Here is a 12,779-nt window from a genome sequence, read left to right as displayed (position 1 = left end):
ACAAGAGCGGTTTCGGAAAAAGTATCCCGACGTCATACACTTTCTCCCAAACAAAACCCCCGTCACGGCGGACCGGACGGGGGCTGGAATGATTTTCGGAAAAATCAGGAAAGCGGATCAGGCGTCCCCTGTTTTTTCTTCCTTGGACTTGTCGAAGCCATACTTGGCCTCGAGGTCGGTGGCGGAGACTTCCGTCACTGTTGCGGACTCCACGGCAGGAGCGGCTTCGGCGGCGGGAGCAACCTCGGCCACCGGCGAGGCTTCAACCGCTGCGGGAGCCACCTGCTCGACGATGGTCTCGATGACCGGCTCGGCGGCGGGAGCCTCGGAGGCTGGGGCGGCTTCTACGGCGGCTGCTTCCACAGGGGCGACGGCAGGCTTGGTGGAGGCGAGCACCACACGGGTCGGCTCGTTCTGCGGCTCCTGGTCCTCACGCTCGTCCTGCCCCTTTGACTTGGCACCGGAAACGGTCATCTTGCGACCCATGAAATGTTGGTCGTGAAGCACCTCGACGGAGCGGATCGCCTCGTCCATGCGGAGCATTTCCACGAAGCCGTAGCCTTTGGAGCGGTGGGTGCTGCGGTTGTAGACGATCTCCACGTTCCGCACGGCGCCGACGCCCTTGAAGAGTTCCTGCAGGTCCTGCTCGGTGACGTCGTAGGAAAGGTTGCCGACGTAGACACGGGTGGACTCGACGCTCCTCGGATCACCACCGCGAGGGCGGTCGCCGCGTGGCGTGCGCTCCTTGGGCTGGCGTGGCTCGCCTTCCTTGCGCGGCTCGCGCGGTGGACGGGCTTCGCGCGGCTCGCGAGGCGGACGTGCCTCGCCATCGCCGGTGCGGGCGTTGCGGGTGTTCGACTTGGGGGAACCGCTCTTCGGGAATGGCGTGGACTCCACCTTGCGTTCCGGACGCTCCGACCGTTCCGGACGCTCGGCGCGGTCGCTCCGATCAAGGCGGGACGGCGGCGCCGGTTCCTTGTAGAGGCCGACGGCCTTGAGAATCTTCTGCCAGAGTGTCAGTTTCGCGGGGGCGTATTTGCGCGGAGCCTGGGGGCGGAACTCTTCGGAGCGGGGGCTCTCCTGACGGCGGTGCTGGGATTGGCCGCGGTTGTCACCGCTGCGGTTTTCGCGCGGCTCGCGCTCACCACCGCTGCGGCGGTCGTTGCTGTTTTGGTTGTTACGGTTGCGGTTGGAACCTCCGCGTGAGCGGCGGCGACGGCTTTCTCCCGAGTTACGGGAATCTTGTGTTGCGTTTGACATGTTGTCAGTGGGGTCGTGGTTTCAGGCGGCCCGGCGCGGCGGACCCAGGAGTCCGGCAATGCTGGAAGGACCTCGTGCTGACCGACATGCACCCGGCGATACCGGCTTTCTTGCTGCCGGGGTGAAGCTCCGCAGCTTGCGGAAGGAGACTTCACCGGTGCCGGGACAAGTCAGCTTTGCGCCGCCGCCCGTGAGGCAGGTGGTTCCGGTTTTTCCGCACCGCAGGCCGATTTCACGACCCTGGAAGGCATGGGGTGAATCAATAGGCGCTCGGCCGGTTTGCGGGTGTCGGAGGTTCGGGAAAAACCTGCTCGGCGCGGAATCTAGGGGTTTTTCCGACCATGGCAAGGCCTGAACCGGGGCGCGGGCAGGTTTTCCACCTCCCAGGGGATGCTCCGCAACCGGACGAAAGCCCCCCATTCCCTTCGCCAGCCCAAGCCCGGCACCGGTAAATTCAAGAATTTCCCGCTACCGGCGCGCGCCGGCCTGTCAGACCCTGGTCGCGGTGATTTTTTTCTTATCCTTGTTCTTTCCGGACAGCGATTTCTTGTCCCGCGACATCAGCAGGACATCCACAAACTTGCCCTCGTCCCAGGTGAACTCGTATTTCAGCAACTCATTCTTGCTTTCGACGACGCGCCACTTGCCTTTGCGCTGGGTCGGAAAAACGGTGAACGTCCCGTCCGGAAGACACTCCACGACCTGCTCCTCGATCCAATACCATTTGCCCACCACCGGATCCGCAGGCTTCTCCGTCTGCGCGTGGCCCGCCACCTGCAGCAGAAAAACCGCCGCAACCAGTTGGATAAGGAAACCCAATCTCAATGACTTTAAAAGACTTGTCATGACAACACGGTGGCAAAACCGCGGGAGGCAGGCAAAGAAAAAATAGCCCGACCGCTCCGCGAAACCACCCATCCGCCCGAACCGCCATACCCGATCGGGTATCTGGAAACACTCCCGGAAACCATCAGTCTCGGCACGTGACGTGTTTCCAACCACTCCCGGCCCTGCTCTTGCTCGCCCAACTGGCAAACGCGGAATTCTCGCTGAAGGACGATGGGAAATATTTCACCATCGATTGCGACTCCAAGCCTCCCGTCGTGGTCCAGGTCAACAAGGCCAGCGGCAATCTCCAGTCCATCCTCGTCAAAGGCACCCAGCTCCAGACGAACCCGCGCGGCTCGCACATCAACTCGGGGTTTGGAAAATCCACCGTCACCGCGAAACAGAGTGGCGACGACCACATCCTCGTCACCGTAGACAGCCCGCTCGTCACCCACTACTACGCCTTCAAAAAGGGCGAGCCCGACGTCTTCATGGCCACATGGGCGGCGGACTGCCCCCATCCCGGCGAAATGCGGTTCATCGCCCGGCTGGATTCGGACGTGCTCGACAAGGGCAACCTCGACCGCCCCGGCGACGACGCGTCGGGAAAAGCCATCGAGTCCAAGGACATCTTCATTCAAAAGGACGGCCGCACGACCTCGAAGTATTACTCCGGCGTGCCATTCATCGACGACGCCATCCATGGTTCGCGCGGGTCCGGCATCGGCGCGTATTTCGCCATCGGTTCCTATGAAAGCTCGTCAGGCGGGCCGTTCTTCCGGGACATCAACAGCCAGACCGCGGGAGATACGGAGGAAATCTACTTCTACATGTTCTCCGGCCACGCGCAGATGGAGCCGTTCCGGAAAAACCAGTTGCACGGCCCCTACGCGCTTTGTTTCACCGCAGGGCCGCCCCCCCGGATGCCGGCGATGGGCTGGATGAAGGACCTCGGACTCAAGGGCTGGGTTTCCGAACGCGGACGCGTCTCCGGCACCGCCACCGGCCGGATCCCCGGGGTGCCCTACACCGTCTATCTGTCCAACAGATCCGCCCAATACTGGACGCGGGTCACGCCCGACGGGAAATTCACCACCACCGCCATCAAGCCGGGAAGCTACCGGATCTATCTGATGCGGGGGGAACTCCCGGTGGCGGACGGCGACATCGCCGTCGGCACGGATGCCATCGCCACCACACTCGCCGATCCGGGACTCCCCGCCTACCTCTGGCGTCTCGGGCTGCCGGACGGCACTCCGTCGGGATTCCGCAACGCGGACAAGATGACCGACATGCATCCCTCCGACAAGCGGCTCGCCCCATGGGGACCGGTGACCTTCGCCATCCGCGACCGGATCCCCTCAAATCTCACGGAGTTCCCCGCCGCGCAGTGGGGCGATGTGAATGCGGGCAACCGCATCGTCTTCAAGCTTGCGGACAAGGAGATCAAGGACCGGGATCTGGAGATCGGCATCACCGTTTCCCAATACGGCTCGCGACCGATGGTCCGCGTGAACGACCAATGGAGCAACCGCGATCCCGGAGCCCCTCCGTCCTACGACAGCCGCAGCATCACCTTCGGGATCTACCGCGGATACGGAAAAGTGTTCACCTACCGCATCCCGAAATCAGCGTTCAAGGTGGGGACGAACACCCTGGTCATCGACAACCGCAGCGGATCGGGAGCGGGGAAATTCCTGAGCAACGCGTTCGTTTTTGATTACATCGGCCTGCGGGACTAGGGTCGCGCGTCCGGCAATTCCAGAATCCTCAAGATCTCATCCACCGCCTTCGGGTGATGGAACGATCCGTGCCCGGCGGGAACCTCGATATTCGACTCCGCATCGGCGACGGTGGCGCTGGAGCGGTGGACGATCCAGTCCATGGAGCCGGTGATGATGTGCGCGGAGGTGCCGCGGGTGAGCGGGAGCTGGTCGAGGATTTCCATCGACCGCTGGTGCGGGGCGAGCGCGGTGACACTGCTGACCCGCCCTTTCGTGAGGGATGCGTAATCCGGCTGGAGCATTCCGGGGTTCTTCTTCTCCACCTGACGGAAAAAGTCCTGGAACTTGGGACTCGGAGCGACAAGACGACCGCCCACCTTGCCGATCCACGAGCTGGCCAGCTTGCTGCCACGGAACGGCACGGAGCAGAAGATGATGCGGTCCACATTGCCGCGCGGTTTCCAGTAGAACGCTTCTTCCAAGGTCTTGTGCTCGGCGGGCGTGACATCCAGCGACGACAGGGGGCGGGTGAAAACAGCATCCCAGAAGGCGTCCTTCGGCTCCACCGCCAGCGTCTTCGCGAGCAGTCCCCCCATGCTGTGGCTGACGACCACGCTGCGCTTCATCGCGGGATCGCTGCCATCGGGATCGAGGAAATGGCGGAGTTCGTCGAGCTGGCCGCGCATGACCCGGGCGGAGTAAAGCGCGGGCGGATTGGTCGGATAGAGGTAGTGCCAGACCTGGTAGCGCCTGCGTACGGCGGGCACGGCCCAGAGTTCGTTCGTCAGTTCCGCCCAGGCGAGCGGAGTGGAAAACAGACCGTGGATGAGGATGAGCGGGGTGCGGCTCGGATCATAGGGTTCCATCAGTGCGAAGCCGGGATCGCGGCCGGATTTCATCCGCACCATGGAGGTGAAGCCGGAGGTTTGCAGCGGCCCGGTTTTCTCCAGCAGCGTGGTGAATGGCACGGTGAAATCCGTTGCGAGGGTCGCGCGGTTTTTCCCAAAGGTCTCGGTCCGCATGCGGTCGATCAGGCGGATCTCCACGGACCGCACGCCGTTCCGCGACGGTCCGGGAATCGCCACGGCGGTGACCGCGCGGGTGATGCCTTCCGGCGGATACCATTTCTCGACCGCGGTCCGGCCGCGGTTTTCACGGAAACCGGCGAGCGCCACGCCGATGCCATCGACCCGGTGGTGCTTCAGCCCGTTGACCTCGTAGCGCGACGCGGGTTCGATCCGGTCGAAATAATCCGGCGCGAAAATGCCGGGGCCGCCGGGATGCCATGTGACATGGTAGCCGGGCACGGAATCCGCCGCGCCGCCACGGGCGTTTCGCGCGATCCATTTCCCAAGGCTGCGGCTGGCGGCTTCATCGTCGGCACCATCGAACGCACGGGCGAGATCCGTGCTGACAAAGGATGAACGGTTGTTCCGGTCGGACAGGCGTTCCAGACGCGCGGGAGCGCATGCGGCGAGAAACAGGCATAAGACGAGGAAGGGTTTCACGGCAGGAGTGAGGCTTGGCGGTTCCATTCTAACGGGCCCGCCCGCTCATGGGCAAGCCACCGTTCCGCTCGCGATGAAACGCCGTCGGGAATTCGAGCCTTCCGAGGATTTCACACTGCGGTCCGGCATGGATTGTGTTAAAGCTTCCGCCGTCCGATCCTTTCCCCATCCCATGCCGATGCCACAGACCCGCATTTTCCTGATCCGCCACGGAGCGACCACCCTCACGGCGGAGGATCGTTTCGCAGGAGCCACCGACGTGCGACTCTCGGACGAGGGACGCCGGCAGGCGGGGCGGTTGGCGGACCGGCTGGCGGGAATCCCGATCGCCGCCGTCTATGCCTCTCCCCTCGGCCGGACGATGGAAACGGCGCGCATCCTGGCAGCCCCCCATCACATGGAGATCCAGCCGCGCGACGGACTGCGCGAGATTTCCCACGGGCACTGGGAACAACTCACCCGCCATGAGGTGGAGGAAAAGTATCCGGCCGAAGCCGCCGCGTGGGAGGAAGATCCCTACACCTTCGCGCCGGAAGGCGGCGAGAGCGGCCTGGAGGTGACGGCCCGGGCGCTGCCCGCCCTCATCGAAATCGTCCGCCACCACGAAGGAGGTTCGGTGATCGTGGTTTCCCACAAGGCCACCATCCGCCTGCTGCTGAGTTCCTTGTTAGGCTTCGATCCGCGCCGCTACCGTGACAATCTCGACCAGGATCCCGCCGCTCTCAACATCGTGGACTTCAAGGGTCCTGTCCGCGCGCGGCTGATGTTGTTCAACGACACCTCCCACTACTCGGCCACCGGCCAAGCCCTGCCACAACCGACCGAGAAATGTCTCTCGAAATGGTGGACCCATTGAAACTTATCAAATCGTCTTATGAAAATCGCAATCGGCTCCGACCACGCCGGGTTCCGCTACAAGCAGGAAATCATCGCGCACCTGCAATCCACCGGCCATGATGTCACCGACTTCGGCACGGACTCCGAGGCATCCGTTTCCTATGTCACCTACATCCGGCCCGTCGCCGAGGCGGTGGCGGCCGGGCAGTACGAACGCGGCATCGTGCTGGGAGGCTCGGGAAATGGCGAAGCCATCACCGCGAACCGGACGAAGGGCGTGCGCTGCGGCCTCTGCTGGAACATCGAATCCGCCAGACTCACCCGCCTCCACAACGACGCGAACGTGCTCTCCCTCGGCGAACGCATGATGGACCTGCCCACCGCGCTCGCCATCGTGGACACTTTTCTAACAACCGGATTCGAAGGCGGTCGCCACGTGGACCGCATCCGGGCGATCGATGAATGATCATGGGAATGTGAAGGCGCGTCTTGCGACCACGGACTCCAAGCCTTTCAAGGTTTCACTTCCCATAAATCCCCACAGCGGTTTTCTTATTTCATATGAAACCTCTCGTCGCCCTCGTGCTCGCTTCCGTAGCAGCCCACGCGGAGTCCCTCGAAACCGCGGATCTGGCGAAATTGCGCGATCCTTCCAAACGCGAGGCGGAAGTCATCCGGCTGACGAAAACCGACTCCGAATCTTATATTCTCACTGAAACAAGGCTTCTCACCGCACCACAGAAAAACGGTGCCGCCCCCCTGTTGGTGCTCACCGCCTCCCGGGAGTATCAATCATCCGTCGGGTCGATCATCGATGGTGAATATGAGACGGAGAAACCGGAAGAGCTCTTCTCCATCGTCGCGAATCCCGCTCCGTTCCGGACCACACCTGACCTTGATCCGGTGCGTGACGCGGTCCTGATGATTTTCAATTCCAAGGGTGGGGAGATCCGTCCCTTCGATGGAGACGATTACACCAGCGAGGGCTATTATTTCGACTTCGACAAGGATGGCATCCTGGACCGGGCGGATGCCTCGAGCCATTCGGTCGACGGAGCGAAGAATGATTCCGTCTCGGTGTTCGAACTGAGAACCCTCGAAGCCACGCCCCGCACCCTGCTTGAAGTCATTTTCAACTGGCATCCGAAATCCGCCGACGATGGGAATGAATGGGCCTTCACCTGTTTCGACGATGACAAGGATGGCATTGCTGAAATCGGCTTCGGACCCGAGGGCGCCACCGATCCACGGGAGCAGCGCCGGTTCACCTTCCGTTGGGATGCGGAGGCAAAACGTTATTCGGCGGGAGACATCCCCGCCCGGTCTCACATCCGTGTCGTCAAGCCGGGCGAAACGCTCGCATCCATCGCCAAGGCAGGAGGGCTTGGCTATCCTGTCAACGAAGAGCCATCGGACGAGGACCCGGAAAAAACACCTCCTCCCGTTTCAAACCAGCTCCCTTATACTTTCACTTCATTCAAAGATCGTCCCACCACGGAAACCGCGGCGTTTTTCCTAGGGAAAAAACGACGGGATGACTATTATCCCGAAGATTCATTCCCCACCCGTCTGCCGGAAAAATTCTGGGATCTCCCCGCGAAACAGGCGGCCCTCTCCCTTGCCGGGGAGAACCGCATCCCCGCCCACCGTGAAAAATGGATGCTCGCCGTGGATGACCGCAATGGCATCGCGCCGCCCTCATCGGGATGGCTGGTATATGATTGGGGGTCGTCCGGATGTTATAGTTTCAGCTCGAGCCTCACCGCCCTGCACTTCGGAGTGGAGGACCCCAGCCTCATCGTCTTCGGCTACAACACCATCGGAGCGGTCGGGCGGAATCCCTGGGCGGACCAGCCGATGCACAATGTGCGCGTCATCAAGCTCACCAGCCAGGAAGCCCGGTTCCTCGCGGACACCATTTTCTGGCTGGATCGCATCCGCACGTTTTCACCCCGGAAAAGCGAGAGGGATGGCTACGGCAACGTCAGCTCCACGGCGGACGGGCACGGAACCCTCACCCTGTATTCGGATCAGCCTCCTCGTGAAATAGCCAGCGGCACCGTCTGGGCGGCGTCTTCCATTTCGGGGAACTGGGGAGGAGGGTACACACGAAATGTGTTTACCAATCTCTCCGGATTCCTGGTCGGAGAAAGCCTCCCGGAGAAACTCGGGGACCGGTGGAAAACCGCACCGGACATCGGCTTCCAAAACCTCGCCACTTCGACCAAGGATCGCCTCACCCCACGGGTCGATGCCAAAGCCCGCCGGCAACTGTCGGATTCCTTTGCCGCCATCCTTGCTCAACACGCCCGATCACCCATCCCGCCCCAAGCGCTGGAAAGGCTGGCCTATGCGGCCGGCTACGAAGCCCTCACGGATCTTCTTCCCGCACTGGAAACCCTGCTCGCGGCCCTTCCCGCCGTCACCGATGAGGACAAGGAATACAACGCCTTGCGGAAACGTGTGCAGGACGACCCTTCCGGCAGTCCGTTTGACGGGAAGAGTCCTGAGGATGAAAAAGCGCAGGAACGCTACTGGAAACTCGGCGACAAGCGCAAATTCCTTCCCGCCGCCATACTCAGGGAGCCACTGACGGGCGTCATCCGTCAGCTTCGCCTCGCAGGGGATCCCGCCAATCTGGCGAAAGCCGCCACGGCGGACGGTCCGGACTCCCGCTGGGCCCTCAACCAAGTTCTCAGGAACAATCCCGAAGCGTGGGCAGCAATCATGATCGGAAAGTTCAACAAGGCGGACAAGAAATCCCGCAATACGATTTTCCAAACACTGGTCTCGGGAGCCCCTACCTTCGCCAAGCGCGTCATCGCAGACCTATCTCCTGCCGACCGCCAGGCCCTCATCCTTGAAATCACCTCCTATCATCGCGAGCACGAAGCGGACGAAATCGCCAGAGACATCCCCCTCCTCATCTCCCTCATCAAGGACAAGGAGGCCGAACTCTACCGGCGGGGCAGCGCGATGTCCGAACTGGCCGGACTCACACTGACACCCGCCCAGCTTGACGATTTCACCGAGCTCCTCGTACGGGAGATCAAACAACCCCAGCGGGGCGAATATGGCTCCAACACCCGGGCCTCCGCCGTCCTCGCCCTTTCCCAAGCCGGCGGAACCGCCGGCCATTTGAAACTCATCACCACCACCCCCGGCATCGTGGACGACGCCCTGGCCGAGGGGTTCGAAGCCATCGTGCGGATGGCGAAAGACCGGACGGACCGCAGCCGGCTTCTCGCCGACTTCATCCGTCCGCGCTTCACCAAAAGCAACGGCTCGATGAATGATCTCTTTCTTTACGCCCTCGCCTACGATCTCCGCAGCCTCGCGCCGGACATCGCCGCCTTCGCCTCCGAAGGTCCCGGCGTCCGCGACGGTGACGGCGCCGATTACTACGGAGGCGGGTTCAAGAGTCCCGTCGGCCAACGCTACCACGTCGCCCGGGAGATCACGGCACTGTGGTCCGAGACCGATCCCGCAGCCAGGGCACGGCTGTGGACATGCTTCGTCGCGGCCCATCCCACCTCGTTTGGCCAGAAACAGCACCGTTCTCCTCTAGCGGAACAACTCACGGATCTCGCCGCCGGCCAGATCCGCAACCTGCCCGGGCCTCAGCGTCGGGAGGCCATCGACACCGCTCTCTCGCTGATCCCCATGCCGGTCTACTCCACCGACGCGAAAACGTGGCTGAAGGACCTCGGATCTTCCGGGGAATGAACGGATACCGGTTCCAGCAAATAACGTGATTCTCAATTACCGGTGCGCATGCTTACGAGAGATTTCCCGCACGTAGTTTAGCCTTTTAAGGCGTCTTCCGTGCGCCCGAAAGACGCCCTGAAGGGCTGGATTACAAACGGAGGAGCACCCGTTTCAGATTCCCACGTCGTCTTATTGATGGAACCGGCATGGCTGGTGAGCCCCACAAATGGAGAGCAGGATTTGATCCGCTCCGTGTCGTGATTCGGCGCCGAGAGAAAATCGAGGAAAGCACGGAATTCGTCTGGAGAACGCCGCGCGGCGTGAATGCGCTCCCGCCATTCATGCAGGGGAGCCGGGTGAACCCGGCCGAGCGCAAGCCAGCGGTCGATATTGCCGAGAACGATGGCAAGTTCTTCGGGATGCTCCGCGATGTGCCCTGAGATACGTTGCCAACGGCAAACCCGATCCTCCCGACGGAAGTGATGGTCATCCCCGGTTTGAATAAAGTCGGTCGATGGATCTGGTGAATTTCCCATGCCTGCGCTTCAGACAGCGCACAAGTATCGATCAAAAAGGAGCGTTTGGCCAGCCAATCGTGCGGCGGACAAGGAGCGACGCGTGTCAACCGATCGCGATCGGACCGGGATCAGAACCGCCACGTGCTGTCGCTCGCGGATGGCAGCGGATATCCCTCGCTCGTGCGCTTGGTTTCCACGGCATCTTCGGAAGGCGCGATGCGGTGCTGGCGCATCTTGTTCGCCTGGTCTTCCGCCGTTTCACGGGCGTTTGGCGCGCATGAAGGGGCGAAAATGGCGAGAGCGGCGCAGAAGCAGAGAACGGGTTTCTTCATGGCCGCGATGTTAGGAGGGATCGGCGGGATTTGTAAACGGATTCCCGTCGGGAAACAAAAAAGCCGATCCGGTTTCCCGGATCGGCCTTGAGGTGTCGCGGCGGCCCGGAGGCCGCCGCGGTTTTGATTAGTCCTGACCCGGGCTCCAGTCTTCGGAGGCGGCGGCGGCGAGGTTGAACGCTTGCTCGAGGCCGACCATCTCGCTGGATGGGCGGAGGGACTCGAAGCTGGCGCTTTCCTTCTTCAACTGCTCGTCGGAGTAGTTGACGGCCTTGATCGAGAGACCGATGCGGCGCTCGACCTTGTCCACCTTGATGACGCGGGCTTCGATCTCCTCGCCGACCTTGATGATGTCCTTGACCTTCTCCACGTGGTCCTCGCTGAGCTGCGAGATGTGGATGAGGCCGTCGATGTCACCGTCGAGCGAGACGAACGCGCCGAAGGATGCGATCTTCGCAACCGTGCCCTTGACGAGGTCGCCGACCTTGAAGCGGCTGTCGATGAGGCTCCATGGGTCGCCTTCGGTCTGCTTGATGCCGAGGGAGACGCGCTGGTTCGCCTTGTCGATGGCGAGCACCACGGCTTCCACTTCGTCGTTCTTCTTGAGAACTTCGGAAGGGTGGTTGATCTTGCGGGTCCAGGACATGTCGGACACGTGGATCATGCCGTCGATGCCTTCTTCCAGTTCCACGAACGCACCGTAGGCGGTGAGGTTGCGGACAGGGCCCTTGATGGTGGCGCCCACCGGGTAGCGGAGTTCGATCTCGTCCCATGGGTTCGAGTCGAGCTGGCGCACGCCGAGGGAGATCTTCTGCTCCTCGATGCTGATGCCGAGAACGACCGCGGAGATTTCCTGGCCGATCTCAAGGACGTCGGAAGGACGGGTGATGCGCTTGACCCAGCTGAGCTCGGAAACGTGCACGAGGCCTTCGACACCGCGCTCGATCTCGATGAACGCGCCGTATGGCAGGAGCTTGGTCACGCGGCCCTTGACGTTGTGGCCGATGGGGTACTTGCGCTCGATGTCTTCCCATGGATTGTCGGACATCTGCTTGAGGCCGAGGGAGACGCGCTCCTTGTCCTTGTCCACGTCGAGGATGATGACATCCACGTTCTGGCCGATGTGAAGCAGTTCGGAAGGATGGTTGATGCGGCCCCACGACATGTCGGTGATGTGGAGAAGGCCGTCCATGCCTTGAAGGTCGACGAAAGCACCGAAGTCGGTGATGTTCTTGATCGCACCGGTGACCTTGTCGCCGATCTTGACGCCCTGGAGGAACGTCTGGCGGAGTTCGGAGCGCTCGGCCTCGATGACCTCGCGGCGGGAAAGGACGATGTTCTTGCGCTCGTCGTTGACCTTGACGATCTTGAATTCGTAGACGTTGCCGACGTATTCGTTGAGATCCTTTGGTGGAATGATGTCCACTTGTGAGCCGGGAAGGAAGGCTTCGACGCCGACGTTGACGGTGAGACCGCCCTTGACGACCGACTTGACCTTGCCGCGGACGAGACCGCCGTCTTGGAAAACCTTGACGATTTTTTCCCAGTTTTGCTTGTGGGCGGCCTTTTCCTTGGAGAGGACGACCATGCCTTCGTCGTTTTCAAGCTTTTCGAGAAGCACTTCGATCTCGTCGCCGATTTCGATTTCCTCATCCTCGAACTCGTTCGATGGGATGGCGCCTTCGGACTTGTAGCCGATGTCGACGAGGACGACTTGCGGGCGGATTTCGAGAATCGTGCCCTTCACGATCGATCCTTCGCGAAATTCGCGGAACTTGGAATCGATGAGTTCGTTCAGTTCAGTGTTAGTGGGTTCCGCACATGCGTAAGCCATAATTTTGGTTTGGTTTGGGGTTGTGTTGTTGGTTGCGTTTCCTTCCTGCGATTGCCCCGGAAGATAAAACTGACAGACACCGGGGCGCCAACCGTCTGCCAGTAGAAAGAAAAACGGACGCCGAAACTAGCCTCCGGACCGGGTATGGCAAGGCCAAACGCAGGAAAAGACCAGGTTTTGGCCAGAGTCCCATGCGCAAGTCCGGATATAACCACTTGGTAGTGAGTCAA

At 61.6% G+C, this 12,779-nt stretch carries 10 protein-coding genes; 4 read left to right on the top strand and 6 right to left on the bottom strand.

The genetic code is table 11. The annotated features are described in order from the left end of the window. Positions 1-117: 117 nt before the first annotated feature. On the bottom strand, positions 118-1,260 hold the full coding sequence (locus tag JIN84_RS07925) for an RNA-binding protein (RefSeq protein WP_200350502.1): 1,143 nt from the start codon (positions 1,258-1,260) through the stop codon (positions 118-120). Between the two features lie 489 nt (positions 1,261-1,749). Next, positions 1,750-2,106, bottom strand: a complete 357-nt coding sequence (locus JIN84_RS07920) for a hypothetical protein (RefSeq protein WP_200350501.1) — start codon at positions 2,104-2,106, stop codon at positions 1,750-1,752. 137 nt (positions 2,107-2,243) lie between these two features. Here JIN84_RS07920 and JIN84_RS07915 point away from each other — a divergent pair, with 137 nt between their 5' ends. Then, positions 2,244-3,830 carry a rhamnogalacturonan lyase B N-terminal domain-containing protein gene (locus JIN84_RS07915; protein WP_200350500.1) on the top strand — a complete coding sequence of 529 codons (1,587 nt, stop codon included), beginning with the start codon at positions 2,244-2,246 and terminating at the stop codon, positions 3,828-3,830. On the opposite strand, the gene JIN84_RS23365 is transcribed toward JIN84_RS07915, so the two are convergent. Beyond that, complete coding sequence (locus JIN84_RS23365; protein WP_200350499.1) at positions 3,827-5,320, bottom strand: esterase/lipase family protein; 1,494 nt, start codon at positions 5,318-5,320, stop codon at positions 3,827-3,829. The genes JIN84_RS07915 and JIN84_RS23365 overlap by 4 nt on opposite strands. A gap of 178 nt (positions 5,321-5,498) precedes the next feature. Here JIN84_RS23365 and JIN84_RS07905 point away from each other — a divergent pair, with 178 nt between their 5' ends. From JIN84_RS07905 to JIN84_RS07895, 3 genes are all read left to right on the top strand, one after another. Next, on the top strand, positions 5,499-6,176 hold the full coding sequence (locus JIN84_RS07905; protein WP_200350498.1) for a histidine phosphatase family protein: 678 nt from the start codon (positions 5,499-5,501) through the stop codon (positions 6,174-6,176). A gap of 18 nt (positions 6,177-6,194) precedes the next feature. Further along, positions 6,195-6,623 carry a ribose 5-phosphate isomerase B gene (gene rpiB / locus JIN84_RS07900; RefSeq protein WP_200350497.1) on the top strand — a complete coding sequence of 143 codons (429 nt, stop codon included), beginning with the start codon at positions 6,195-6,197 and terminating at the stop codon, positions 6,621-6,623. Between the two features lie 95 nt (positions 6,624-6,718). After that, the gene (locus JIN84_RS07895) at positions 6,719-9,883 is read left to right on the top strand and encodes a hypothetical protein (protein ID WP_200350496.1); all 3,165 of its coding nucleotides are present in this window, start codon (positions 6,719-6,721) and stop codon (positions 9,881-9,883) included. A gap of 77 nt (positions 9,884-9,960) precedes the next feature. Here the strand turns inward: JIN84_RS07895 and JIN84_RS07890 are convergent, their stop codons facing one another. The 3 genes from JIN84_RS07890 to rpsA all read right to left on the bottom strand — a co-directional run bounded on the left by JIN84_RS07890 (position 9,961) and on the right by rpsA (position 12,549). Then, on the bottom strand, positions 9,961-10,401 hold the full coding sequence (locus tag JIN84_RS07890) for a hypothetical protein (RefSeq protein ID WP_200350495.1): 441 nt from the start codon (positions 10,399-10,401) through the stop codon (positions 9,961-9,963). Between the two features lie 110 nt (positions 10,402-10,511). Next, positions 10,512-10,715 carry a hypothetical protein gene (locus JIN84_RS07885; protein ID WP_200350494.1) on the bottom strand — a complete coding sequence of 68 codons (204 nt, stop codon included), beginning with the start codon at positions 10,713-10,715 and terminating at the stop codon, positions 10,512-10,514. A gap of 127 nt (positions 10,716-10,842) precedes the next feature. After that, positions 10,843-12,549 (bottom strand): 30S ribosomal protein S1, encoded by a 1,707-nt coding sequence (gene rpsA, locus JIN84_RS07880; RefSeq protein ID WP_200350493.1) that lies wholly within the window; start codon positions 12,547-12,549, stop codon positions 10,843-10,845. Between the last annotated feature and the right edge of the window lie 230 nt (positions 12,550-12,779).

This window comes from Luteolibacter yonseiensis (assembly GCF_016595465.1).
Taxonomy (GTDB): domain Bacteria; phylum Verrucomicrobiota; class Verrucomicrobiia; order Verrucomicrobiales; family Akkermansiaceae; genus Luteolibacter; species Luteolibacter yonseiensis.
This window is presented reverse-complemented; position numbering and strand designations above follow the sequence as displayed.

Excerpts from the sequence above, each read along its gene's own strand:
- rpiB (WP_200350497.1), top strand. The coding sequence starts at position 6,195 with ATGAAAATCGCAATCGGCTCCGACCACGCCGGGTTCCGCTACAAGCAG.
- JIN84_RS07895 (WP_200350496.1), top strand. The coding sequence starts at position 6,719 with ATGAAACCTCTCGTCGCCCTCGTGCTCGCTTCCGTAGCAGCCCACGCG.
- JIN84_RS07885 (WP_200350494.1), bottom strand. The coding sequence starts at position 10,715 with ATGAAGAAACCCGTTCTCTGCTTCTGCGCCGCTCTCGCCATTTTCGCC.
- JIN84_RS07905 (WP_200350498.1), top strand. The coding sequence starts at position 5,499 with ATGCCACAGACCCGCATTTTCCTGATCCGCCACGGAGCGACCACCCTC.
- JIN84_RS07920 (WP_200350501.1), bottom strand. The coding sequence starts at position 2,106 with ATGACAAGTCTTTTAAAGTCATTGAGATTGGGTTTCCTTATCCAACTG.
- JIN84_RS07890 (WP_200350495.1), bottom strand. The coding sequence starts at position 10,401 with ATGGGAAATTCACCAGATCCATCGACCGACTTTATTCAAACCGGGGAT.
- rpsA (WP_200350493.1), bottom strand. The coding sequence starts at position 12,549 with ATGGCTTACGCATGTGCGGAACCCACTAACACTGAACTGAACGAACTC.
- JIN84_RS07925 (WP_200350502.1), bottom strand. The coding sequence starts at position 1,260 with ATGTCAAACGCAACACAAGATTCCCGTAACTCGGGAGAAAGCCGTCGC.